The sequence below is a fragment of the Nonomuraea sp. 3-1Str genome (assembly GCF_031570565.1).
In the GTDB taxonomy this organism is placed as follows: Bacteria; Actinomycetota; Actinomycetes; order Streptosporangiales; family Streptosporangiaceae; genus Nonomuraea.
In genome coordinates this window covers 74,061-96,264 of sequence record NZ_JALHBK010000024.1, presented here as the reverse complement: position 1 = coordinate 96,264, position 22,204 = coordinate 74,061, and the positions used below count along the sequence as shown (strand labels likewise).

General features: G+C 72.2%; 20 protein-coding genes. 4 read left to right on the top strand and 16 right to left on the bottom strand.

Translation table 11 applies throughout. The annotated features are described in order from the left end of the window. Positions 1 to 10: 10 nt before the first annotated feature. The 4 genes from MTP10_RS30770 to MTP10_RS30755 all read right to left on the bottom strand — a co-directional run bounded on the left by MTP10_RS30770 (position 11) and on the right by MTP10_RS30755 (position 2,992). Entirely contained in the window at positions 11 to 1,027 is a 1,017-nt protein-coding gene (locus MTP10_RS30770) for a Rieske 2Fe-2S domain-containing protein (RefSeq protein WP_310713594.1), read from the bottom strand. Between the two features lie 46 nt (positions 1,028 to 1,073). After that, on the bottom strand, positions 1,074 to 1,964 hold the full coding sequence (locus MTP10_RS30765) for a helix-turn-helix domain-containing protein (RefSeq protein WP_310713592.1): 891 nt from the start codon (positions 1,962 to 1,964) through the stop codon (positions 1,074 to 1,076). Positions 1,965 to 2,040: 76 nt separating this feature from the next. Beyond that, positions 2,041 to 2,529, bottom strand: a complete 489-nt coding sequence (locus MTP10_RS30760) for an ester cyclase (RefSeq protein WP_310713590.1) — start codon at positions 2,527 to 2,529, stop codon at positions 2,041 to 2,043. 19 nt (positions 2,530 to 2,548) lie between these two features. Continuing rightward, positions 2,549 to 2,992 carry an ester cyclase gene (locus tag MTP10_RS30755; RefSeq protein WP_310713587.1) on the bottom strand — a complete coding sequence of 148 codons (444 nt, stop codon included), beginning with the start codon at positions 2,990 to 2,992 and terminating at the stop codon, positions 2,549 to 2,551. 169 nt (positions 2,993 to 3,161) lie between these two features. On the opposite strand from MTP10_RS30755, the gene MTP10_RS30750 reads away from it, so the two are divergent. Beyond that, positions 3,162 to 4,166, top strand: coding sequence for a Rieske 2Fe-2S domain-containing protein (locus tag MTP10_RS30750; RefSeq protein WP_310713585.1), 1,005 nt, complete (start codon positions 3,162 to 3,164; stop codon positions 4,164 to 4,166). A 54-nt stretch (positions 4,167 to 4,220) separates the two neighbouring features. On the opposite strand, the gene MTP10_RS30745 is transcribed toward MTP10_RS30750, so the two are convergent. The 3 genes from MTP10_RS30745 to MTP10_RS30735 form a co-directional block, all read right to left on the bottom strand. Further along, positions 4,221 to 4,790 carry a DUF5655 domain-containing protein gene (locus MTP10_RS30745; RefSeq protein WP_310713583.1) on the bottom strand — a complete coding sequence of 190 codons (570 nt, stop codon included), beginning with the start codon at positions 4,788 to 4,790 and terminating at the stop codon, positions 4,221 to 4,223. 40 nt (positions 4,791 to 4,830) lie between these two features. Beyond that, entirely contained in the window at positions 4,831 to 6,342 is a 1,512-nt protein-coding gene (locus tag MTP10_RS30740) for an MFS transporter (RefSeq protein WP_310713581.1), read from the bottom strand. A 147-nt stretch (positions 6,343 to 6,489) separates the two neighbouring features. After that, positions 6,490 to 6,861 carry a VOC family protein gene (locus MTP10_RS30735; protein ID WP_310713579.1) on the bottom strand — a complete coding sequence of 124 codons (372 nt, stop codon included), beginning with the start codon at positions 6,859 to 6,861 and terminating at the stop codon, positions 6,490 to 6,492. A gap of 148 nt (positions 6,862 to 7,009) precedes the next feature. Between MTP10_RS30735 and MTP10_RS30730 the strand changes: the two genes are divergently transcribed. Beyond that, positions 7,010 to 8,299 (top strand): FAD-dependent monooxygenase, encoded by a 1,290-nt coding sequence (locus tag MTP10_RS30730; protein ID WP_310713577.1) that lies wholly within the window; start codon positions 7,010 to 7,012, stop codon positions 8,297 to 8,299. A 21-nt stretch (positions 8,300 to 8,320) separates the two neighbouring features. Here MTP10_RS30730 and MTP10_RS30725 read toward each other — a convergent pair whose 3' ends face one another. The 8 genes from MTP10_RS30725 to MTP10_RS30690 form a co-directional block, all read right to left on the bottom strand. Continuing rightward, the gene (locus MTP10_RS30725; protein WP_310713575.1) at positions 8,321 to 8,911 is read right to left on the bottom strand and encodes a hypothetical protein; all 591 of its coding nucleotides are present in this window, start codon (positions 8,909 to 8,911) and stop codon (positions 8,321 to 8,323) included. A 26-nt stretch (positions 8,912 to 8,937) separates the two neighbouring features. After that, positions 8,938 to 10,389, bottom strand: coding sequence for an alpha/beta fold hydrolase (locus MTP10_RS30720; RefSeq protein ID WP_310713572.1), 1,452 nt, complete (start codon positions 10,387 to 10,389; stop codon positions 8,938 to 8,940). Positions 10,390 to 10,400: 11 nt separating this feature from the next. Continuing rightward, entirely contained in the window at positions 10,401 to 11,834 is a 1,434-nt protein-coding gene (locus tag MTP10_RS30715; protein ID WP_310713570.1) for an alpha/beta fold hydrolase, read from the bottom strand. Next, a complete protein-coding gene (locus MTP10_RS30710; RefSeq protein WP_310713568.1) occupies positions 11,831 to 12,922 on the bottom strand; it encodes a class I SAM-dependent methyltransferase in 1,092 nt (363 codons plus the stop codon). Before MTP10_RS30710 ends, MTP10_RS30715 begins: the two co-directional genes overlap by 4 nt. A 162-nt stretch (positions 12,923 to 13,084) precedes the next feature. Continuing rightward, on the bottom strand, positions 13,085 to 14,353 hold the full coding sequence (locus tag MTP10_RS30705) for a cytochrome P450 (RefSeq protein ID WP_310713566.1): 1,269 nt from the start codon (positions 14,351 to 14,353) through the stop codon (positions 13,085 to 13,087). A 51-nt stretch (positions 14,354 to 14,404) separates the two neighbouring features. Then, complete coding sequence (locus tag MTP10_RS30700) at positions 14,405 to 15,418, bottom strand: SRPBCC domain-containing protein (RefSeq protein WP_310713564.1); 1,014 nt, start codon at positions 15,416 to 15,418, stop codon at positions 14,405 to 14,407. A 47-nt stretch (positions 15,419 to 15,465) separates the two neighbouring features. Continuing rightward, positions 15,466 to 16,107: a DUF6073 family protein gene (locus MTP10_RS30695; RefSeq protein ID WP_310713562.1), complete on the bottom strand. Its 642-nt coding sequence runs from the start codon at positions 16,105 to 16,107 to the stop codon at positions 15,466 to 15,468. Positions 16,108 to 16,157: 50 nt separating this feature from the next. After that, the gene (locus MTP10_RS30690) at positions 16,158 to 17,429 is read right to left on the bottom strand and encodes a HEAT repeat domain-containing protein (RefSeq protein WP_310713559.1); all 1,272 of its coding nucleotides are present in this window, start codon (positions 17,427 to 17,429) and stop codon (positions 16,158 to 16,160) included. 352 nt (positions 17,430 to 17,781) lie between these two features. On the opposite strand from MTP10_RS30690, the gene MTP10_RS30685 reads away from it, so the two are divergent. Together MTP10_RS30685 and MTP10_RS30680 are read left to right on the top strand one after the other, a co-directional pair. Next, a complete protein-coding gene (locus MTP10_RS30685; protein WP_310713557.1) occupies positions 17,782 to 18,945 on the top strand; it encodes a KR domain-containing protein in 1,164 nt (387 codons plus the stop codon). Beyond that, on the top strand, positions 18,942 to 19,775 hold the full coding sequence (locus tag MTP10_RS30680; protein ID WP_310713555.1) for a hypothetical protein: 834 nt from the start codon (positions 18,942 to 18,944) through the stop codon (positions 19,773 to 19,775). The genes MTP10_RS30685 and MTP10_RS30680 overlap by 4 nt, the downstream gene beginning before the upstream one ends. Before the next feature lie 6 nt (positions 19,776 to 19,781). On the opposite strand, the gene MTP10_RS30675 is transcribed toward MTP10_RS30680, so the two are convergent. Beyond that, on the bottom strand, positions 19,782 to 22,184 hold the full coding sequence (locus MTP10_RS30675) for an AarF/UbiB family protein (RefSeq protein WP_310713554.1): 2,403 nt from the start codon (positions 22,182 to 22,184) through the stop codon (positions 19,782 to 19,784). Positions 22,185 to 22,204: the final 20 nt, after the last annotated feature.

Here is a 22,204-nt window from a genome sequence, read left to right as displayed (position 1 = left end):
CACGGGGTGGTCAGCTGAGGAACTCGCGTGCCGGATTGGCGCGGGGACAGGTCCGCATGTAGTCCAGGAACATCGCCAGGGTCCTGTCACGGGAGGTGAGCAGGCCCGGCTGGAAATGGATGGTGTCGAAGATGTCGGAGTCGTCGGAGTAGAACTGCATCTGGGCCTCGAACACCTGCTGCAGCGCCTTCTCCGCCGACTCCTCGGTCTCCGACTCGCCCTTGCGGACGCCGTAGACGAAGAAGGAGTCCGTCCGGCCCGGGGCCGGCAGGCTCGGCGAGGTCATCCAGAAGTACCAGCGGCCGTTGAGCAGGCCCGTCTGCAGGAACAGGTTGGGGCCGTGGATGTCGATCTGGACGTCGTACGAGGTGCCGTCCGGCAGGGAGCCGACGAGGTCGTACCCATGGCTGTGCGCGCTGTGCCGGACGGTGTCGGCGGGCGGCGTCTTCAGGTCGAACCCGTGCGGCAGCGACAGGTGCTGCAGGTCCAGGGTGTGCGCCGACACCATCCAGGGCTCCATGGCCAGGTGCCCGAACCGTCCCCGTCGCGCCCGGACCTCGTCCTCCGGGCAGGGCAGCTCGGGGATCTGGAAGATCGGCTCGGTGCCGTTGAACGCCCACACGACGCCGAACCTCTCCGCGGTGGGGAAGCGGAACAACCGCGCGCCGTCCGGCACCGGGTCGCCGCTGCCGGTCCGGCGGCACACCCCCTGCTCGTCGTAGACCCAGCCGTGGAAACGGCATCGCAGCATGCCGTCGGACACGGTTCCCACGCTGAGGTCGGCGCCGAGATGCAGGCAGTAGGCCGACACCACCGACGGCCGGCCCGAGCTGTCGCGGAACGCGACGACGCGCCCGCCCAGGAACTCCGCGCCGACGACCTTGCCGGCCGTCAGGTCGGCGGCCATGCAGATCGGATACCAGCTCTGTGTGTAGAGTCCGTCGTCCCCCTCGTGTGGCAGGTGCTCGCCCATCGGGCGGGGAACCGGATCGTCCTGGCCGGTCGCCGGGGCCGGGGGTGTGGTCACGGGTCACCTCCGCTTGTTCGGTTCGCGCGGTGGCCCAAACGCTAGATCAGGCCAGGTCCCGGAACTTCTTCGATCCTGCGCAAGCTCGCTCGCGGCCGACCGGCAGGCTTTTCGGCGTCGGATCGAAGCCGCTCTCCTGGGCGGCCAGCAGCGGGGAGGCGAAGACGATGGGCGGATCGCTGGGCCGGCGCGGGCGCAGATCGATGACGATGTCGCTCTCGGCGACGTGGCCGTCCTCGACGTGGACGTGCCCGTACGAGCCGACCAGGTACTGGTTCGGCAGGTCGCCGGTCATCATGGCCTCGATGTCGGCGTCCGGCGAGAAGCTCATCGCCAGCGCCATGTAGGCGCCGTCGGGGCCGACCGCCATGTCCACCTCGGCGGACTCCCGGGCCATGGCGCAGGCGGCCGGCCAGCCCTGCGGGATGCCGGACTCGAACAGCCCGACCAGCGCGATGCGGCCCGGCTCCAGGCCGTTGAACCGTACCCGGAGCTTGCGGGCCCGCCCGGCACGGAGCGGGGGCGGCGCCACCGCGTCCAGCACCGCGTCCCAGGACTGGTCGGACATCTCGGTGATCAGCCGCCGGAACTTCCGCGGCGAGACCCCGACGTGCCGGGCGAACTGGTGGGAGAAGGTGCCGAGGCTCGTGTACCCCACCTGCATGCAGATCGTGGTGATGTCCAGATCAGTGGCCGCGAGCAGCCGCTTGGCCTCGGCGATCCGCAGCGCCGCCAGGAACCGCGCCGGGGTGGTGGCGGTGATGAGCCGGAACACGCGAAGGAAGTGGAACGGGCTGAAGCACGCGGTCTGCGCCAGGTCGTCGAGCGAGTGCGCGCGGGACAGGTCGCGGCGGATCTTGCCGAGGACCTCCTCCACCGCCCGGAGCCGGTGATCGTCGTGGACGTCGACCCTGCCCGTTGCGCCGTTCTCGCGCATCCGCACTCCTACCTCCAGGTCCCTGCAGCATCCATCGATACGTCCCCCAGGTCCACCCGCCGCCCGCGACGGTCGTTCAGGGCCGGTTGGAGGGCTCCGGGTTCGGCCACATCGACGCCCAGCCGCCCTGCGCGCCGTGCGTCTCCCGCAGCAGATCCGGGATCTTCGCCACGTCGAAGACCCCCCAGTGCTCCACGATCTGGGCGCCGTCGAAGCGGAAGGTGTTCGATCCGCCGATCGCGAACGTCCTGCCGGTGGCGGGGACGCCCATGAACTCGCCGGTGTGCGCGAAGTGCAGCTCGATGGCCTGCGACAGGTACTCCCCCTCGCACACCGAGACGAGCACCTCCACCTTGGTGGTGGTGAGCGCGTCGGCGGCCTGGCCGAACCGGTGCGCGACGCCGTCGCGGCCGGGCGGGTCCCACGGGGGCGCGAAGTGGTCCACGAACTCCGGGGCCAGCACCTCCTGTATCGCCGTGAAGTCCTTCGAGAACAGCACGGCTCCGCGGAAACGCCGTACGATCTCTTCCCGTTCGGCCTTGATCTTGGCCAGTTCGTCGTTCACACGCCCTCCCAGGTCGCTGTCAGGCCGTCGCCTCCAGCAGCTCGCTGTCGATCAGCCCGAGCTGCTCAAGAAGATGCACGGTGTCGGCCACGCCCCAGTGCTCGACCACCTTGCCGTCGACGATGCGCAGCTGGCCCATCAGCGCGCAGCGGACGGCCCGGCCCGTCGGCTCCATGTTCAGATAGGGGCCGGAGTGGGTCGCCGAGACCGTGAGCCGGGTGCTGACGAGGTCACGCTCGGCGACCATGTCCTCGACGTCGATCCGGATGTCCGGGAACGCGGCGATGAACCGCTGCATCTCGCTGCCCACCAGGCCGGCCGGCATGGTCCCGTCGCGGCCGTGATGCACCATGTCCGGTGCCCAGTACCGCATCATCGCGGAGACGTCCCGGACGTTCCACGCGTCGACGAGCTTCTGTACGACGGCCTTGTTGGCGGCCAGCTGGTCCGTTTCCACGGTCACGGTTCCTCCCCGTCGGCCCCTCCACGGATGACACCCTCATAGGCAAACACATCGGCATATGTCGGGGTTTCTTCGAGATTGTCGTTCTGCCGGGTGCGATTGACCGGGCCGTCAGGCCGCAGAGACACTGAACGCGGTCCAGCGCCTGCCGGGAAGGACGGCATTCACCATGACCATCTCGGATGACGTACGACCTCGGCCCCGCGCCGAGAGCATCCCGTCCGAGGGTGCGGACGGCCTGTTCACGCAGACCTGGTTCCCGGTGTGCCTGAGCACCGCCCTGCCGGCGGACGGCGGCATCGTCGGCGTGAACCTGCTCGGCGGCCGGGTGGTGGCCGTGCGCTCCCGCTCCGGCGAGGTCGCCGTGTTCAGCGCCTACTGCGTCCACCTGGGCGCCGACCTGTCGGTGGGCCGCCTCGAACGTGACGCGATCCGCTGCGCCTTCCACGGCTGGCGCTACGGCATGGACGGCCGCTGCCTGTCGGCCAACGGCACGCCGGTCGATCCCCGGGCGCGCCTGTTCCGCTTCCCCACCGTCGAGTCGCACGGCATCGTCTGGGCGTTCAACGGCTCGGCCCCGCTGTTCGCGCTCCCCCAGCCGGAGCCGCCGATGCCCGGGACGCCCGTCGCGACGCGGGCGCTGGCGTTCGACCAGGAGCTGGCGGTCGATCCCTGGGTGGTCGCGGCCCAGACGATGGACCTGCAGCACTTCGCGCTCCCCCATGAGGGGAAGTTCGTCGAGGACCCCAACGACTCGGTCACCTGGGACCGGTTCTCGGTGGGATACCGCTACCACGCGCTGATGCCCGGCGGAGAGGAGTACCGGGTGTGGGCGTCGATCCACGGCAGCAACATCTTCTGGCAGCAGGGAACGCTCGACGGCCGCTGGTTCTACTGGATCACCGGCATGGCGGCGCCCCGGGAGCGGACCACCGCCTCATTCTTCGGCTGGGGCACCCATGTGCTGCCCGGCGAGCCGCCGGAGGCGGCCGAGGAGTTCCTCACCAGGGTGCAGGCGTTCATGTTCAACCTGCTGGCGGAGGACGCGCCCGTGCTGATGACGATCCACTACACCCCCGGGTTGCTGACCCACGGCGACGCCGCCCTCGCCGACTTCTTCTCGTACCTGCGCCGCTACCCGCGGGCCAACCCGGCCCGGGACTATCTGCGCTGACCCGCGCCCCGCCGGCCCCGCCACCAGGCGGGCCGGCGGAGACAGCAGGTCGCGTCAGTTCTGCTCGTACGCCTGCCGAAGCAGCGCCTTGATGCCGTCGTCCACCTGCTCGACGGCGGTCAGGCCGATCTTGTGGGTGGACTGGCCCGGGGCCTTGGCCGGCTTGAGCCGCTCGTCGGCCGGCGGGTCGACGAACCGCAGCCCGAGGTCGATCCGGCTGCCGGTGGCGGGTTGCACCGCGGCGAACTGGCGCTTGCGGTTCACCGCGACGAAGGTGGCACGCACCTCGACGGCCACGTCGTCGCCCAGCTCGGTGGCCGCCGCGACGAGCGCCTCGTAGATCGGCTTCAGGCTCTCCTGAGGTCCGGCGTACTGGGCGGCGAGATGGTCGTCGGCGGTGGGCTCGGCCCACCCGGCGTCCTTGGCCGCGGCGATGGCGACCGCCTCCTGCTGCGGCTTGGTCAGGCCGTGCTCGGACTTGAGCCACTGCCGCACCGCGCGCTGATCGAGCGGGTCGGTCCCGGACTTGCGGACCTCGGCCACCCACTCATCGAGCGACTTGCCGGTCTTGTCGGGAAGGGATGCCGAGACGCGGACGAGCATCTCCGCTCCGGAGAGCGCCATTCCAGGTTCCTTTCGTCGGATTGCGGAAGGGGGGAGTTGCTCAGCCCCAGGACGCGCCCGCCCCCTGTGGGGGCGCCTTGACCCGGCTCGCGATCACGGCGGCCACGACCATCAGCACGGCGCCCACGATCAGCGCGGTGTTGAGGCCGCTGGTGAAGCTCTGGCCGACCGCGGTCCTGATCTGCGCACCGACATCCGGCGCCACCCCGGTGACGTGCGGCAGGACGCCCTGAGCCGCCACGGCCGCCTGGTCCGTCGCCTTGTCGACGGCGTCCGGCGGAACGCCCGCGGCCCTGAGCCGCCCGGGAAGGTCCGCGGCGACGCGCACGCTGATGATCGCCCCGAGGATGGCCGTGCCCAGCACGGCGCCCAGCATCAGGCCGGTCTGCTGCATGCCCGACGCCGTCCCCGCGAGGTTGGCCGGGCTGTGTCCCAGGATCACCCCGACGGCCACCGGGACGATCGCGCCGATCCCGATGCCCATCAGCCCCAGCGACGGACCGAGCAGGGCGTACGACGAGTCGGCCTGCAGCAGCGTGATCCCCACCGAGCCCAGGGCGACCAGGACCGCGCCGAGCATCATCGGCACGCGAGGGCCCCGGTCGTTGCCCAGTTTGCCGCCGACCGCGGCGCCGACCCCGAACAGGACGGTCTGCGGCAGCAACAGCACCCCGGCGAGCAGCGGCGTGGCCCCCTGCACCTGCTCCAGGTAGAGGCCGAAGTAGAAATAGCTGCCGAAGGCCACGAACGCGGCCATCGTGAGGACCACGACCGCGGCCGAGAGGGACGCGGAGCGGAACAGGCGCAGCGGCAGGACCGCGTTCGCCGACGCCTGCTGCCGCCAGAGGAACAGCGCCCCCAGCACGACGAAGCCCAGGAAACACAGCCCGGTGTACAGGTCGAGACCGTCCACGGGGATGCGGACGACCCCCCACACCAGCGCCAGCAACGCGGCCGACAGCAGGATCACGCCGGGGATGTCGATCGGCGCGGCCAGTCGCTCCTCGCGCCCCTTGTCCATCAGCACCAGCCCGGCGATCACGACGATCGCGCAGATCGGGACGTTGAGGAAGAAGATCCCCCGCCACCCGAACTGGCCGACCACCAGGCCGCCGATGAACGGCCCCGCCGCCATGGCCAGCGCGCCGAACCCGGCCCAGACGCCGATGGCCGTCTTCATCCGGTCGAACGGGAACAGGTTGCGGATGATCGCCAGGGAGTTGGGCGCGAGCACGGCCCCGAACAGGCCCTGCACGACGCGGGCGGCGATCAGCACCTCGACGGAGCCGGCCAGTCCCGCGGCCACCGAGCTCGCGGCGAACCCCACCATCCCCACGAGGAAGGTGGTGCGGTGGCCGAACCTGTCGCCCATCTTCCCGGCCGTGATCAGGAAGACGACCACCGCGAACATGTAGCCGTTGCTGACCCACTGCAGCTGGCTGAGCTCCGTCCCCAGCTCGACGGCGATCTTCGGGTTCCCGAGCGCCATCACGGTGGAGTCGAGCGCCTCCATCATGGCCCCGAGAGAGACGAGCACCAGGGTGATCCACATCCGGGACGAGACGGTGCTCGCGGGCGCGGCATCGTCGGCACCGGATGGTGACCACGTTTCGTCACGAGGGGGTTGGGTCATGGCTTCTCCCACGGAGGGACGACTGGGTGGATCACCGCGGGCACGCCGCGCGGTGGTGACGAACGATCAGGCGCCGCCGCCGTCGACGAGGATGAAGCGGTTGCCGTCGGGGTCGGTGACGGCCGCCTGCTTGCCCCACGGAGTCTGGTTGGGGTCGTCGACGGTGACGCCGGCGTCGCGCAGGGCGGCCACGGCCTCGTCGGTGTCCTTGGTCTCGAGCATGGCGTTCTGCAGCTTGGGGAGGTCCGGCATCCAGTTGCACAGGACCAGCGTCGTCTGCCCGCCCCTGGGCGCCACCTCGATCCAGCGCAGGTTGTCGCCCATCGGCATCGGCGTCTCGCTGCGGACCTCGAAGCCGAGCTTGTCGACGTAGAACGCCTTGGCGGCGTCCTGGTCGGTGACGGGAATGGTCAACTTCTGCAGATGCGTGATTTCCATGCGGCAATCCTAGGTAGGGAAGATCCTACCCGTCAAGGGTCGGCTACATCCTACGCGTTTCATGTCGCGAGCCGCCGGAGAGCCGTCACGGACCGGTGGCAGCAATGTCGGAGAAGGGTTCGCGACCCGCCTCGGGCATGCTCGGGACATGCATCCGACGAGGCGAGGCCGCGTACTCGTGGCGGGCGGCGGCGTCACCGGGCTGGCGCTGGGCATCGCGCTGCGCCACCGCGGGTTCGCCGCCGTCGTCCTGGAGCGCTCGGCCGGACCCGACCCGGCCGGTGGCGGGCTGGTGCTGGCCCCCAACGCCGTCAAGGCGCTCGCCGCGATCGCGCCCGGTCTGGCCGGCCGGGTCCGCGCGGCCGGCCATCCCGCCGGCGGCCGCGGCGCGCCCCCGCATCGCAGCGCGTTCCTGGACGAGCGCGGCCGGCTGCTCGGGTCGGTGTCGTTCGACGGGTACGAGGACCGCTACGGCATGCCGGCGGTCACCATCCTGCGCGCCGGCCTCCACGCGCTGCTCTGGGAGGCGGCCGCCGACGCCGGGGTGGAGCTGGCCGGCGGACGCGCCGCCGCCAGGTACCTCGACCACGGCTCGCACGTCGAGCTGGTCACCGACGCCGGCGAGGTGCTGCGCGGCGACCTGCTGGTCGGGGCCGACGGCGTCAACTCGGCCGTACGCGCGCAACTGCTGGGCGACGGCGAGCCGCGCTACCGGGGGTTCACCGCGGTGCGCGGGATCGGGCCCGCCCCCGCGGCCCACCCCGACGGGTTCATCGCCTACGGACGGGGCCTGGTGCTCTTCGCCGCCGCGCTCGGCGGGGGCGACCTGTACTGGGTGGCGTCGATGACCGCGCCGCGCGGCGTCTGGCCGCGCCGGCCGGTCGCCGAGGCGCTGGCCCACGTGATCGACCGCACCAGCTCCTGGCATCCGGACCTGCGCAAGGTGCCGGCCTCGGCCGATCCGGCCGGCTGTGTCGTCCACGACGTCTTCGACCGGCCGCCGCCGCGCACGTGGAGCCGGGGCCGCGTCGTGCTCGCCGGCGACGCCGCGCACCCGATGGTGTACACCCTCGGGCAGGGGGCCGGGATGGCCCTGGAGGACGCGGCCGTCCTCGCCGCCGCGCTCACCGGAACCTGCACCGCCATGCCGGACGCGACCGACGGCGCCGGGGTGGGCGGGACCGACGGCGCCACGCCGGACCTGACCGACGGCGCCGGGGTGGAGCGGGCGTTGCGGCGCTACGCGGCCGAGCGGGGCCCGCGCGTGCGCCGGATCGTCCGCCAGTCACGGCTGCTGGGCCGGGTCGGTCACGTGCGCTCGCCGTTGCTGGTCGCGATCCGCAGGGCGATCCTGATCGCCACGACCCGCGGGGGCGACGCCGGCCAGCAGAGCGCGGACGTGTTCGGCTGGGCTCCCCCCGAGGAGGCCCCGCGCTGAGCGGCCGCCGGCCGCGGGGCCTCACCGATCGCGTGCCCGGCCCGCCAGGTAGGCCGCTCCCCGCGCGGAGATCCGGTAGCCGGTGCCGAGGCTGACGGTCAGCCCGAGGTTCTTGAGCTTGCGCACGTCCAGCTTGAACTGCGCGGCGTCACGTCCCAGCTCGTCGGCCAGGTCGCCGGCCCGGACCTCCGGCCGGCGGCTGATGATCTCCAGCGTCGCCTCGGTCCACGGGCCGGTCCTGCTCCCCCGGTCCAGCCGGGCGAGCCTGGCCGCGATGGTCTCCCGCTCCTCCGCCGACAGGTCGCCGGAGGCCGCCGCCTCGTCGCGCGGGTCGGGCTCGTCGACGAACCGGACGCGGAGCCGGTAGACGGGGTCGCCGGGATGCCCGCGAAGATCCTCGACCACGGCGGCGGCCGACGGATAGCCGGCGGCCTCCGCGTCGGCGTCGGTGATCCGCCCGGCCTCCACGACGTCGATCGCGTCGACCGCCACCCGGCCCAGCGCGGTGCGGTACACGTTGCCCGCGGTCGCCTGCCGCTGCCGCCAGCGGCGGAACAACACGGTGATGGCGCCGCTGCGAATGCCGTCATGCCGTTCTTTCTCGATCAGCATGAGGGGAGGCTACCGCCCGCGGCCCGTCATCCCCGGCCGGACGCGGGCGGCTCCAGCATCCTGTCGGGGTTGGGGCAGACGTGGTCGGGGCCCGGCGTCCTGCCGGTCAGCAGGAAGTCGCTGACCAGCTCGTTCAGGCCGGCGTTCCCGTAGAAGGGGAAGACGCGATGATGCGCCGTGTCCGCGACGGTCACGAAGCTCGACCGGTCCCCCAGCACCTCGTGCATGCGGCGGGCGGCCACCCACGGGGTGGACATGTCCTCGTCGGCGGCCACCAGCAGGTACCGTCCGCCCCCTGCCTCCGTGCCGAGCCGGGTGGCGGGCTCCGCCGGCGGGACGGGCCAGAACGCCGGCGCCTTGATCCCGTTGAGCGCCGCGCCGGTCCAGGGGAACTCCTCGGCCGCCTTGAGCATGTCCTGCTCGTAGAGGGCGGGGCTGCGGGGCCATGACGCGTCGCCGGCCAGGATCGCGAGCTGGGCGACCGTGCCGCTCTCCTCCTTCGGCTGCCCGAACATCCGGGTGAGGAAGTCGACGCTGTCCGCGTCGAGGTCCGCTCCGGTGAGCAGGTGCCGGACGATGCCGGCGAGGACCGGGTACGCCTTCTCGCTGTTGAGCATCCCCACAGGGATCAGCCTGGCCAGGGTGCGATCGAGCGGGAACCCCATCAGCGTGACCTGGTCCCCCCGGTCGACCGCGGCGAGCACGCCGTCGTAGGCGGCCCGCACGTCGGGCCCGGTGGAGCCGAGCCGGTACGTGCCGTGCCGGGTGGCGGCCCAGCGGCACCACCGGTTCAGCGCGCGCTCCCCGTTCTCGGGGAAGTCGGTGAACAGCCCGCGCCACACCCAGTCCGGGCTGCAGATGGCGTCCAGGACCGCGCGGTTCAGGCGGTCGCCGAACATCTCGCCGTAGACGGCGCCCAGATAGGTCCCGTACGAGTAGCCCAGGTAGTCGATCCGGTCGGCGGCGAGCACGCCGCGGATCACGTCCATGTCCCGGCAGATGTTGCGGGAGTTGGCGTGGGCGAGCAGGTCGAGCGAGCCGGCCGAGCACTTGGCGGCCACCGTGGCCTGGTAGCGGATCTCGGCGTCGAACGACTCGGGGTAGTGGAAGACCCAGAAGCGCTCGGACGGTTCGAGGTCGCAGTAGATCGGTGTGCTCGCCCCCATGAACCGGTGGTCGAAGCCGACGACGTCGAACGCCTCGATCAGCGCATCGGGCAGGCTGCCGAGCAGCGCGGTGAGCAGGTTCAGGCCGCTGTTGCCCAGGTCGTCGCCCGGGCCGATCATCAGCACGCCCCGGCGGCGGCCGGTCGCCTCGTGCCTGGCGATGCCGATCTCGATGTCGCGGTCACCCGGGCGCCGGTAGTCGAGGGGAACCCGCAGCGCCGCGCGGCGGGCGCCGCCCAGCGCGGGGTCGGGGGCGCTCCATTCGACCTGCTGGTCGTAGTAGGCGGCCAGGTCGGTGTTCGGCTGGTTCATCGTCGGCCCCCTCAGAGCTCTCGCGTCCGGTCGCCGTCCAGGACGACGTCGGCGTCCGGCAGCCGTCCCGTCGTCAGGAACTCCCCGGCCAGCGCGTCGACCCGGGCGTCGCCGGCGAAGGGGAAGACGCGGTGCTCCGTCATGCCGCGCACCATGACCAGCCGGGCCCGCTCGCCCAGCAGGCCCCGCAGCTGCGTCGCGCCGACGGAGGAGGTGAACATGTCCTGCTCGGCCTGGACGAGCAGCACCCCGTCCGCGGCGGCGGGGCCGAACTCCGTCGGCGGTTCGAGCGGCTGGACCGGCCAGAACGCGCCCGCCTTGACCCCGAGCAGCGCCCGGTCCATGAACCCCGTCCCCTCCTCGCTCGCCGCCTCGTACTCCTCCAGCTCCCGCGGCCAGGCCGCGTCCCCGCACAGGATCGCCATCTGCGCGGCGGAGGTGGCGGCGTCGCGCGGGACGGCGAACATCGAGCCGATGAGCTGCTGGGTCTCCGCCCGCAGGGCCGCGCCGGTCCTGGCCGACCGCACGACGTCCGCCAGGGCGGGGTGCGAGCGTTGCGAGCTCAGCATCATCATCGCCAGCACCCGCAGGAACTGGTCGTCCAACGGCACCGGCACGCCGGGGAGCATGATCCCGCCGGCGCCCGCCTTGCGCAGCACCTCGTCGAAGGCGTCGCGCACCCGCTGCGGGGTGTCGCCGAGCGGTCCTCCGGGCCGGGCGGTCCGCGCGCACCACTGCCGCAGGGTGGCCTCGCAGTTGCGCGCGAAGTTGCCGAACAGGCCGCGCCACACCCAGTCGGGGCTGAGCACGCTGTCGAGGATCACCCGGTCGGCGCGGTCGCCGAACAGCCGGCAGTACACGGCGGCGACGTAGGAGCCGTAGTTGTGCCCGATCAGGCAGATGCGCTCCTCACCGAGGCCGCGCCGGATGACGTCGATGTCCCGGGCGATGTTGCGGGTGGTGATGTGCGGCAGGACGGCCAGGGAGCGGTCGGCCGCCTTGGCCGCGATCTCGGCCTGGAAGCGGACCTCGGCGGCGAACGACTCGGACTGGTGGAACACCCAGAAGATCTCCCGCTGGTCCAGCCCCCACTGCAGCGGCGCGCTCTCACCGCTGAAGCGATGGTCGAACCCGATCACGTCGAAGACGTCGGTGACCGACGGGGGCAGCGCCTTCCTCAGCTCGGCGGCCAGCGCGATGCCGGAGCTACCGGGATCGTCGGGCGCGACGACCAGCACGCCCTGCCGGGTGCCGCGCCCGCCCGCCGGGTGACGGACCACGGCGAGGTCGATCGTCGGCCCGTCCGGGTCACGATGGTCCACGGGTACGGGCACCCGCGCCCGCTGCGAGCCGTCGCCGGCCTGGGGCGCCGCCTCCGTCCAGCGGATCGGCGCGGCCGGTGACGGGGCGCCGGTGACCGGACGGGCACTGGGGGCGGGGCTCATGACGCCCTCCTGATCTGGTAGAGGACGTTGAAGGGGGTGGGGGCGGCGACCTGCTGGGGAGCCGTCAGCCCGGCGTCGGCGCACATGGCCGCGAGCACCGGGTGAGGGAGCCCCATCATGCCCGCCACCGTCTCTCCCGTCCGGGACAGCGGAACCGAGTACAGGGTGCTGGTGCCGTAGAGGAAGGCGGGGACCTCCCCCACGTTCTCGTGCGGGTCGGTCGAGCAGTGGGTCTCCAGCAGGAGGAGGACGCCGGTCGTCGTCAGCGCCCCGGCGACCCTGCGCAGGACCTCGCCGGGGTCCGTGGCCAGGTGCAGCGCGTCGAACGTCATGATCAGGTCGAAGGAGCCGGACAGGCCGTCCGCGAACTCCGCCACCCTGGTGAGCGTCACGCGGTCGGTGACGCCGAGCTCGGCGATCTCCCGGCGGGCCCGCTCGACGTTGAGGTCGTGCCGGTCGACCCCGACGAACCGCGACGCCGGGAACCGCTGGGCGAGCAGGGCGAGGGCGGTGCCCGAGCCGCAGGCCAGATGGGCGACCCGCGCGCCGGCCGTCAGCTTCTCCTCCAGGCCGGGGACGAGCGGCAGCCACTGGTCGAGCAGCATCGCCCTGAGCCACTTGGCGCTCATCCGCCAGGTGGCCTCGTACATCGCGGGCGGATAGTCGGCCGGGGTCAGTCCGGCGCCGCTGCGGAAGCAGCCCGCCACCTGCTCGACCATCGCGGCCAGCGGCGGGACCAGCCGGGCGATGCCGCCGACGTAGAAGGGTGATTCGGGGTCGGCCAGCAGGGCGGCGTGGGCCGGCGACAGCCGGAACTCCTGCCCGGAGGGGTCCATCTCCAGGTAGCCGCCCGCGACCATCGTCCGCGCCCATTCACTCACGTAGCGGGCGTCGACGCCGGCCTTGCCGGCGATGGCGTCGGCGCTGCGGGGAGCGCCGTCGGCCAGCACCTGGAACAGCCCGAGCTGGTCCCCGAGGGCGCACGACAGGGTCACCATGGCGCGGCTCAGGTCCGCCATGAACTGTGCCCCGGCCGCGAGCGTCTGCTCGATGTCGGCTCCACGGTCGGAAACGATGGGGTTGCCCATGTGCGCCGCCTGTCATCGGTTGCCTGTCCGGTTCCGCCAGCGTAGGCATCGCCTCGGCCGGGCGGCTTCTTCGAGATTGCGCCCGCGCACGATCGCGGGCAGAGCGAAACCGGCACGCCGGTCCGCGTCGCTGCGCGGGGGTCGGCGTGCCGGTCCGGGCCGCTAACGCGCGGCGCCGTCGCCCGTCCGGGTGAACCAGACCGGCAGCTCGCCGAGTCCGCGGAGGACGCCCGTCTCTCGGTACTCCAGCTTCTCGACCGGCAGGGCCAGCGTCATCTCGGAGAACTCGTTGAGCAGCGAGGTGAACGCGATCTCCGTCTCCAGGCGGGACAGGGGCGCCCCGATGCAGTAGTGGATGCCGTAGCCGAACGCCAGGTGGTTGCGGTCGCCGCGGCTCACGTCGAGCCGCTCGCCCTCGTCGAACCTGCGCTCGTCGCGGTTGGCCGACGCGTTGGCGATGGTCACCAGCGCTCCGGCCGGGATCGTCACCTCGCCGATCGTGATGGGCTCGGTGGCCACCCGCAGCATCGCCCGCTCCACGGGGCCGTCGTAACGGGCCAGCTCCTCCACGGCCGACGGCATCAGCGACATGTCGGCGCGCAGCCGGTCGATCTCGCCGGGGTTCTGCAGCAGCGCCAGCATGCCGTTGCCGATGAGGTTCACGGTCGTCTTGTAGCCCGCGATGAGCAGCAGGTTGGCCGTGGAGACGACCTCCTTCTCGGTGAACGTGCTGCCCGAGTCGGACGCCACGATCAGGGCGCTGAGCAGGTCGGGCTGCTCCTCCTCGTGCCCGGAGCCGGGCTTGAGCTCGGCGCGCTTACGGGCGACCAGGTCGACGAAGTAGTCCCGCAGCAGCCGGTTGGCCTCGTACGGGCGGATCCGCTCGCCCGTGACGTAGGTCGGGGTCAGGGCCGCCAGCACCCAGTTGGTGAAGCTCACGGCGTCCTGGAACGGCACGCCCAGCAGCTCGCAGATGACCTTGATCGGCATCGGCGCGGCGAACGAGCTCATGAAGTCGAACTGCCTGGAGGTGTCGATCTCGGCGAGCAGCTCGTCGGTGATCTGCTGGATGCGCGGGCGCAGCCGCTGCACCCGCTCGGCGCTGAACGCCTTGTTCGCCAGCTGCCGGAGCCGGGTGTGCTCGGGCGGGTCGGCGTTGAGCATGTGCGGCTCGGAGTCCTCCTCGCCCTCGTCGTACAGCTCGGTCTGCCGCATGACGTCCCACATGTTCCGGGGGTCGCGGGAGAGCCGGCGGTCAGCGAGCGCGGCCCGCGCCTCGTCGTACCGGGTGATCACCCAGTGTTCGATGCCGCGCGGCTCCTTGACGAGCTGGACCGGTCCCTCCTCCCGCATCTGCGCGTAGACGGGGAAGGGGTCGTGGCGGAGGTGCGGTTGATACAGCGGGTGAAGCTCGTCCTCGGCGTGTGCCATATCGCCGGTCCTTCCGTGGTGGATGGGTGGGGAACTTGCGCGAGGTGACCGTCATCCGGGCATGCCGTCCGGCATGTCCGGCGGGGACATCCGCCGGACGAGATTGCCGAGACGGTCGAAGGCGGCGGCCCAGAACTGGGTGAGCAGGGTGCGGTCGTGCGGGGCGGTCTCCGTCGAGCCGAACATCTCCCACCCGTAGTGGAAGACCTGCAGCAGGCTGCCGCCGAGGTGCGTCGGCTCGATCCACAGGTGGCCGGACAGCTGGTCCGGCCATCCGCCCCGGTCGAGCCGGAAGTGCAGGCTCGGCAGGTACGACGGGAACCGCTGGCCGGCCTCGATGTGCTCGGTGACCGTCAGGACGCAGCTTCCGCTGGCGTCGCCGATCACGAACGTCATCGGGTCGTCGACGTTCAGCGAGCCCGACGTGCGGCCCGTCCAGTACTGCAACGCCGGGACGGCGGTCAGCGCCGCCCACGCCTCGTAGGCCGGGACGGGCAGCTCGGTCTGCACGTAGGGCCCCATGCGCCGCCAGGTCCAGCGCACGTCACGTCCGGTCTGGACGTGGTCGGACAGCTGGTCGAGGATGCCCGGCCAGCCCGTGCCGTTCCAGCTCCGCCAGTCCGACGGCCCGTTCGAGCTGATCTCCGTGACGGTCACCGTGGTGGCGGCGCCCATGGCGGTGAGCTGCCACGTCACGCGCGTGGCCGGGCCCACGCCCACCCACCGCCATCGATAGCCCAGCCTGGCCGAGTGACCGTCCGCGCCGGGCGGCTCGACGACGTCGGTGTGACACCAGAAGAACTCGCCGTCACGGAAGTCGAGCATGCTCCGCTCGCCCTCGCGGGCCCAGGTCGCCCCGGTCCTCGCGAACCACTTTCCGACCCGGTCGGGGTCGGTCAGCGCCGTCCACGCGGCGTCCAGGTCGGCCGGGACGGTCACCGACGCGACCACCCGTTCCCACCGGTCGTGCGCGACCGGCTGGGCCGACGACCGGAAGGGCGGGAAGGGCGACGGCTCCATGAGCGGGACGGTGAGATCGTCGGGCAGTGATTCGACAGCGGTCATGGCTCCTCGGCTCGATCAGCAGGGGCTGGGGACTGGTTGCGCCCGGATCAGGCGAACCGCTCCGGGGCCAGGTAGCCGCCCATGTTGAACCGCAGGCTGGTCAGGTAGCCGACCGGCATGCCGTCGGGGTCCGTGAGGTCCATCAGCGGCAGCATCCGGTAGATCTGGCCCTTGCCGGGGGCTCCCGCCGGCGGGATCGAGCGGACGTCGTCGATGGTGAGGATGACCGGCTCCTTGTTGAAGAGCGTCTTGCCCAGCTTGGGCATGTCGAACAGGCAGCCGACCGCCATCCGGCACGCCTTGGCCGCGGGGCCCTCACCGGCGTACGGGTCGAAGGGGGTGCGGATCTGGCCGGCGGACAGGCAGGTCGGGTTGAGGCTGACGGTGATGGTCCCCAGCTCTTCCGACTCCCCGGTCATCTTCATCTCGATGAGGTTGGTGTAGACCTCGGCGTCGGCCCATTCGTTGTCGGTGGGCTGGGACCGGACCACCCGGACGTAACCATCGAACTCGACGTCGAATTCGCCGACCCCGGGAATGGCGAACGTGTCCCAGCTGTGGAGCCCGAGATTGTCGATTCCGGCCTCGGGCGTCGCCCACCTGACGACCGGCGTGCCCTCGTACAGGTTGGGCACCCCGTCGGTCGTGACCGGCCGGCCGAAGACGGTGGTCTTTGCGGGAGTGGTCATTATGGTTGTTCCTTTCGGGGAGTGTGAGATCGGCCTGTGGTGACGGCGGGCTAGAGGCCCACGGCGCGGTGGTCGCAGCAGGTACGCCCCGGCTCGTCGGCGATGCCGTCCTGGTCGCTGTCGACCTCGCCGTCGACCGTGCTGTAGACGTCGCGGGAGTTGAGGTCGATCCGGCCGTCGCCGTCCCAGTCGTTCAGCTTCCCCTTGAAGGTGCCGAGGATGAAGACGTTGGTCAGGTCCCTGACCTCGGGGTCGTGCATGGTCGACAGGATCCCGTTGCCGGGCTGCAGGATCTCCTCGAGGGACTTGCCGGCGACGCCGGCGACGTTCGTGTAGCCCCAGCCCTGGAAGCGGCCGCGCACGTACCTGATGGCGTCCTCGCCGCGGACCTTCAGCGTCGGGTCCAGGTGCCAGGTGCCGTAGCGGGCGAAGCCGATCCGCGTGTCGTGGGTGCCCATCGAGTCGTCGTCGGCCCGGCCGGACTTGAAGAACGTCCGCGGGACCTGCGACTCGAAGAAGAAGTTGCCGCGGTCGCGCCTGGACCGGTCGGTGAAGCCGCGGAACAGGTAGTTGTCCATGTGCGGCGAGCCGTCGGCGTGCAGGCCGCTGATGGTCTTGGCCATGAGCAGCTGCTTCTCGCGGGTGGCCACGTTCGGGCACGCGTGCGCCTGCCCGTAGATCCGGGCCAGGCCGAGGGGGCCGAGCGAGACCTTGCCCCAGTGCCGGTTGGTGTCGTCCAGCCGGACGTACAGGTCGCAGTGGATGAGCAGGTAGATGGTCTCGTCGAAGGTCCGGCCCTCGGTGAAGACGCCGCTGCGGCCGTCGAAGGCGGGGTCACCGGTGGTGAGCTCGCTGGCGAACAGCTTGGACCACTCGGCGATCTCGGGGTCGGAGTCCGTGGCGAAGCGGCGCAGCGCCGCGATCGCGTGCGGGCCGCCGAGCTTCTCCATGGCCCAGAGCGTGTCCCAACGGACCTCGCGGTGCTTCTCGTGCCTGATGACCTCGGTGAGCAGCTCGAACGCGTCGGGCAGGTCACGGTCGGCGTACTCGAAGACGGCCTGCTCGCGCATGACCGGGTCGGGGTGGTGCAGCGCGTCGTGCTGCAGCTCCTCGTCGGTGCGGTTGTCGACGCGGACGGCGGCCCGGTTCAGGGCGTAGCCGAAGTCGCTGCACCAGGCGGCGGGGTCGCCGGCCACGAAGCGCGGGTCCATGCTGAGCGTCGTGCGGTACGCGAAGTTGAGCGCGTCGCGCTGCTCGTCGCGCAGCGACTCAAGCGGCGGAGCCTCGACCGGAAGCGATGACTGAGGATCGGGATTGCCCACCGATTCCGGGGACTTATTGCATAGATCAATTGCCATCTGTTGCCTCCGAAGGGCGAAGTTGTGGCTACGGAATTCACGTTAGGAGGGGCCGGGTGACAAAACTTCTCCCACCTTGCCCACCCCTGTGATCGGCGGTATCGGAGCTGGCGGACGCTCTGGTGATCGGATACCGTCGGCATGACTCGGGAAAGCCGATTCGCCGATCATGGGAGTCCACGGAAGGGCCGCGATGGGCAACCTAATCGCACCGAGCACGGATTTGACATTCGTCCCCAGCCCCTGCCCGCCGCTCCGTTGCGCCCCGGTGGCGACGTCGAATTCTGATTCAAGAATTCACTCGGGTGACGACGGGGTGGTCGTCGAGCTGGGGAGCCGCTGGCGTCCCGGCGACGCCACGCTCCTCCTCGACGGGATCAGGCGGGCGGTGGCCCGCGACGTCCCGCTCACCCTTGCCCACCGCGGCGCCGGCGGCGGCAGCCTGCTCCAGGCGGCGTCGGGCGAATGGCCCCGGCTGCGCTGCCGCGAGGTCGTGCAGGGCCGCCACGCGTCCTTCCATCCGCGCCCGCCGCGCTGGATGCAGTACCGGCTCCCCGGCGCCGCCCCGGACCGCGAGCCGGCCGGGGTGGCGATCAGCGGCGGGCTCGGCGGGATCGGCCTGGTGCTGGCCTCGCGGCTCGCCGCCGCCGGGCACCCGCTGTGGCTGCTGGACAGGCGCCCCGCCGAGAGCCTGCCGCCGGCGGCCCGGCGGCGGCTGGCCGCCCTCGTCACGCGCACCCGCGTGATCGTCGACCGGACGGATGTCACCGCGGACGTTCCGGCGGCCCCGTTCCCGATCATGCGGCTCGTGCACGCCGCGGGCGAGCTGCACCTGAGCCCCCTGGCCGAGCTGGCCGGCGACGAGCTGGAACGGCTGGCCGTCGGCAAGGCGAGAGCGCTGCGGACCCTGGTGGGCGCGCTGGCCCCGGCCGGGCTGCGCTCGGTGGTGGCGTTCGGCTCGACCGAGTCCCGCCGGCCGCACCGGCTGTTCGGCGCGTACGCGCTGGCCAACGAGCTCCTGCGGCGCGAGGCGGCCCGGCTGCGCCAGGAGCATCCCGGGATGCGCGTCGTCACCGCCGAGTGGTCCCTCTGGTCGGCGGTCGGGATGGGCGCGGCCGCCGCGGCCATGGCGGGCCGGGCCGGGTTCGCGATCGTGCCGCCGGCCTGGGGCGTCCAGATCACCGAGCACCTCCTGGACGAGCGGCGCCCGGCTCCCGACGAGATCGCGCTCGGCGGGCCCCAGCCCACGCCCGATCGCCCGGTGGCGGCGATCGGCGGGATCGGCGGCAGCTCCCTGGCCCTGGACGACGCGTCCGTGCGGCGTCTGGTGGAGCTCTGCCGGCCCGGCCGGGCCGCGCGGCATCAGCCGGTCGGCCGGCGGGACCGCGTCCTCCGCGCCCAGGTGGCCGACCACACCGTCTACACCTGGGGTTCCGGCTGTCAGGACTGGACCACACGGACACCGCGGAGGCAGGGGTGAGGGGTTTCACCGTCGAGCACTCGGTAGAGCTGCCGTCCGACGCCGCGACCGTCTGGCGGATGCTGGTGGACGCCGGGCGCGCCCAGGCGTGGTGGGGGCGGCTGGAGAGGGACATCACCCACATCGCCCAGGAGCTGACCGTCTCCACGGGCTCGTCGTCGGTGTACCGCGTCTGGATCGAGTCGATCGTGCCGGGCCGGGCCCTCGAGTTCACCTCCGCGTACCTCGGGGTGAGTCCCCTCAGCGCCGTCCGGCTGGAGGTGCTCGGCTCGGGGCCGGTGCGGCTGCGCGTCACCGAGGCCCTGGACGCGGCGGACCCGGCGACCGTCTACCAGGTCAGGCTGCTGTGGCAGCATCGGTTCGACCGCCTGGCGGCGGCTCTGCCGGTCGCGCCGGCGGGGCCGGGGGCCGAGGTCGCGGGAGCCGCGGGCGGCGGCCCGATCCCCGACATCAGCGTGCGCTGCACGCTCGACAGGCCGGGATGGCGGCCGCTGCACCGGGCCGTGCTGGGCGAGTGGCTGCCGCTGTCCGGTCCCGCATGGCCGCCGCGCTGGTTCTACGTCGTCGACTCCGAGGGGCCGCGGCCGTTCCCCATCCTCCGCTGGCGCGTGCACTTCGACGACCTGATCGCCCTCGGCATCGAGGCCGTCCGCGGGTCCCCGCCCACCGAGGCCGAGGTCGCCGTCACGGCGAACGCGTCGTCGCTGGAGCTTCGGGTGCGGCACACGGGGTGGTCGGCGCTGGACCTGGACACGGAGACGCGCGAGGTGCTCCGCGACCGGTTCCTGGCCACCTGGCAGCACACGCTCCAGCGGGCCGCCCAGGTCTGACGGCGCTCACCCCACTCCCGCGGCGGCGGGGATCTGCAGGTCGGGCCACCAGCGCCGGAGCGTCCCCTCCACGATCATCAAGGACATCAGCGGGAAGGCGAAGTCGGCCGGCGGGTGCACCCCGAACCTGTTCTGCGACTCGAAGACGCGGGGGCCGAAGTCCGTCATGTCGAACCGTCCGCCCGGCTCCGTCGCCGTCCGGACCAGCTCGGCGATCTCGCCCGCGAACGCGCGCCGATCGGCCGCGGTGTGCCGGGCGGGAGGCCCGCCGGGGAACGCCGAGTCGTACATGATCTCTCCGCACCGGACGCCGTTGCGCAGGGCCAGGTTGATGAAGAAGTCCCGCAGGGCGTGCTGGACCGCCTCGGGCATCTCCACGCAGTAGCCGGCGTCCAGGATGACGACCGTGCCGTCGGAGCGGATGTAGATGTTGCCCGGGTGCAGGTCGCAGTGGACGAAACCGTCCTTGAAGATCATCGAGCCGACGGCGTCGAGCACCCGCGCGGCGACCCGGTCGCCCGTCGCGGGGTCCACACCGGCCGGGGCGCCGTCGGTCAGGCCCGGGACCAGGTCGGTCACCAGGGCCGTGGCGCAGGTGTACTCCTCGTGCAGCCGCGGCACGATGATCTCGTCGTACCGGGCGAGGTTGGTGGCCAGGCGGCGCAGGTACGCCGCCTCGCGGAAGAAGTCGATCTGCCCGTAGAGGGCCCGCGACATGTAGCCGACGAGGTCGGCCATGGGCGCGCCGCCCGCGGCGGGCAGCCGCTCGGCGACCCGGGTGAGCGCGGTCAGCAGCGTGAGGTCGATCGACATCGACTCGGCCACGCCTTCGCGCTGCAGCTTCACGGCCAGCGGACGGCCGTCCGCGTCCAGGGCCTCGTACACGCAGGCGATGCTGCCGCTGCCGATGCAGCGATCCATCACCTTGAGCCGGCTCAAACGCGGCTCCTGCCGCACCGCCCGGGCGAGCTGCCGGGCGAACTCCCCGGCGCCCATCGGGGTGACGTCGTCGTGCAGGGCGGCCAGCCGCGCGGTGACGTGGGCGGGGAACAGGTCGGCGCGACTGGCCAGCATCTGACCGAACTTCACGTAGGTCGGCCCCATGCCTTCCAGGTGCAGGACGAGACGCCGGGTCCCGCGCGCCTGCGCCTTCACCTTCCCCGAGACGAGCCGGTCGAGGACCCACATCGAGACGATGTGCAGTGACGCGGCGGCCACCCGCGCGGCGAGCTGGACGGCCCGGCCGGCCAGGCGGAGCCGGCCGACGCGCGGGAGGTGGTCCGGGACGGCCTGCTCCTCCCGCGCCGTCTCCCCCGGCTCGGCGTCGCCCGGCGGCCGCGCTCCCGCCTTGCCGAACGCGTACGCCGACACGAGCGGGTGCACGGCGGGAAGGGTCGTGACCGGCGCCAGACCCGCGTCGGCGGCCATGGGCACCAGCACGTCGGGGGTGAGCCCCATGGTGCCCAGCGCCTGGCCGCCCCGGGCGGCGGTGGCGGGGACGCAGTACAGCACGCTGGTCGCCAGCAGCATCGCCGCCGCCGGGCCCGTCAGCGGCGGGGACTCCACCACCAGCAGGGTGCCGCCGGGGCGCAGCGCGGACGCCGCCGCGCGCAGCAGCCGCGGCAGGTCGCTCACGTCGTGCAGCACGCTGAGGGCGACGATCAGGTCGTACTCGCCGTTCAGGGCCGTCGTCGCGTCCAGGGGGCTGAGCGTGACCCGGCCGGCCAGGCCCCTGTCGGCCAGCCGGGCGTTGCCGGCGCTGGTCAGCCGCTCGTCGAGGTCGAATCCGTCCGCCGTGATCCGGGGGAACGCCGCCGCCAGCGTCTCCAGCGTCTCCCCGGACGCGCAGCCGATCTCGGCCACCCGTCCGCCGCCCCGCAGGGTGTCGGTGAGCCCCGGAACGGCGGGCAGCCAGACGTCCGGCAGGATGACCTTGGTCCACTGGGCGCTCATCCGCTGCATGGCGTCGGCGAGCTCGCGCGGGTACCACACGTCCGCGAAGGCTCCCCCGGCGCGGTACGCCTCCGCGACCTGGGGGACGGACCGGGTCAGGGCGCCGAACAGCGCCACACCCGGCCCGACGTCCATCATGCCGCCGATGTACGGCCGGACCTCCGGCAGCCAGGCGTAGCGGGAGCCGTCATGGGCGGCCAGTCCGGCGGCGACCATGCCGCGCAGCCACTCCTCCGCCAGCCGCGCGTCGCCGCCGGTGGCCTCGGCGAGCTCGGCCGCCTGTGACGGGCCCTCGGCCAGTGCCGCGCTCAGTCCCGTTCGCGAGCCGAATTCCAGCATGGCGGCGACCATCGCGGTGGCCACGACGGCCATCGGCCGCGGCAATTCGAGGCCGACGTCGCCGCCGTCGCTGTCGTCGCGGGCCGTCCCGGCGGATGGCGCGGATTTCCTGCTCATTCGGACGCCCCCGTATTCCG

Coding starts and splice junctions, on each gene's coding strand:
- MTP10_RS30765 (WP_310713592.1), bottom strand. CDS start 1,964: ATGCGCGAGAACGGCGCAACGGGCAGGGTCGACGTCCACGACGATCAC.
- MTP10_RS30750 (WP_310713585.1), top strand. CDS start 3,162: ATGACCATCTCGGATGACGTACGACCTCGGCCCCGCGCCGAGAGCATC.
- MTP10_RS30745 (WP_310713583.1), bottom strand. CDS start 4,790: ATGGCGCTCTCCGGAGCGGAGATGCTCGTCCGCGTCTCGGCATCCCTT.
- MTP10_RS30740 (WP_310713581.1), bottom strand. CDS start 6,342: ATGTGGATCACCCTGGTGCTCGTCTCTCTCGGGGCCATGATGGAGGCG.
- MTP10_RS30735 (WP_310713579.1), bottom strand. CDS start 6,861: ATGGAAATCACGCATCTGCAGAAGTTGACCATTCCCGTCACCGACCAG.
- MTP10_RS30730 (WP_310713577.1), top strand. CDS start 7,010: ATGCATCCGACGAGGCGAGGCCGCGTACTCGTGGCGGGCGGCGGCGTC.
- MTP10_RS30725 (WP_310713575.1), bottom strand. CDS start 8,911: ATGCTGATCGAGAAAGAACGGCATGACGGCATTCGCAGCGGCGCCATC.
- MTP10_RS30720 (WP_310713572.1), bottom strand. CDS start 10,389: ATGAACCAGCCGAACACCGACCTGGCCGCCTACTACGACCAGCAGGTC.
- MTP10_RS30715 (WP_310713570.1), bottom strand. CDS start 11,834: ATGAGCCCCGCCCCCAGTGCCCGTCCGGTCACCGGCGCCCCGTCACCG.
- MTP10_RS30710 (WP_310713568.1), bottom strand. CDS start 12,922: ATGGGCAACCCCATCGTTTCCGACCGTGGAGCCGACATCGAGCAGACG.
- MTP10_RS30705 (WP_310713566.1), bottom strand. CDS start 14,353: ATGGCACACGCCGAGGACGAGCTTCACCCGCTGTATCAACCGCACCTC.
- MTP10_RS30700 (WP_310713564.1), bottom strand. CDS start 15,418: ATGACCGCTGTCGAATCACTGCCCGACGATCTCACCGTCCCGCTCATG.
- MTP10_RS30695 (WP_310713562.1), bottom strand. CDS start 16,107: ATGACCACTCCCGCAAAGACCACCGTCTTCGGCCGGCCGGTCACGACC.
- MTP10_RS30675 (WP_310713554.1), bottom strand. CDS start 22,184: ATGAGCAGGAAATCCGCGCCATCCGCCGGGACGGCCCGCGACGACAGC.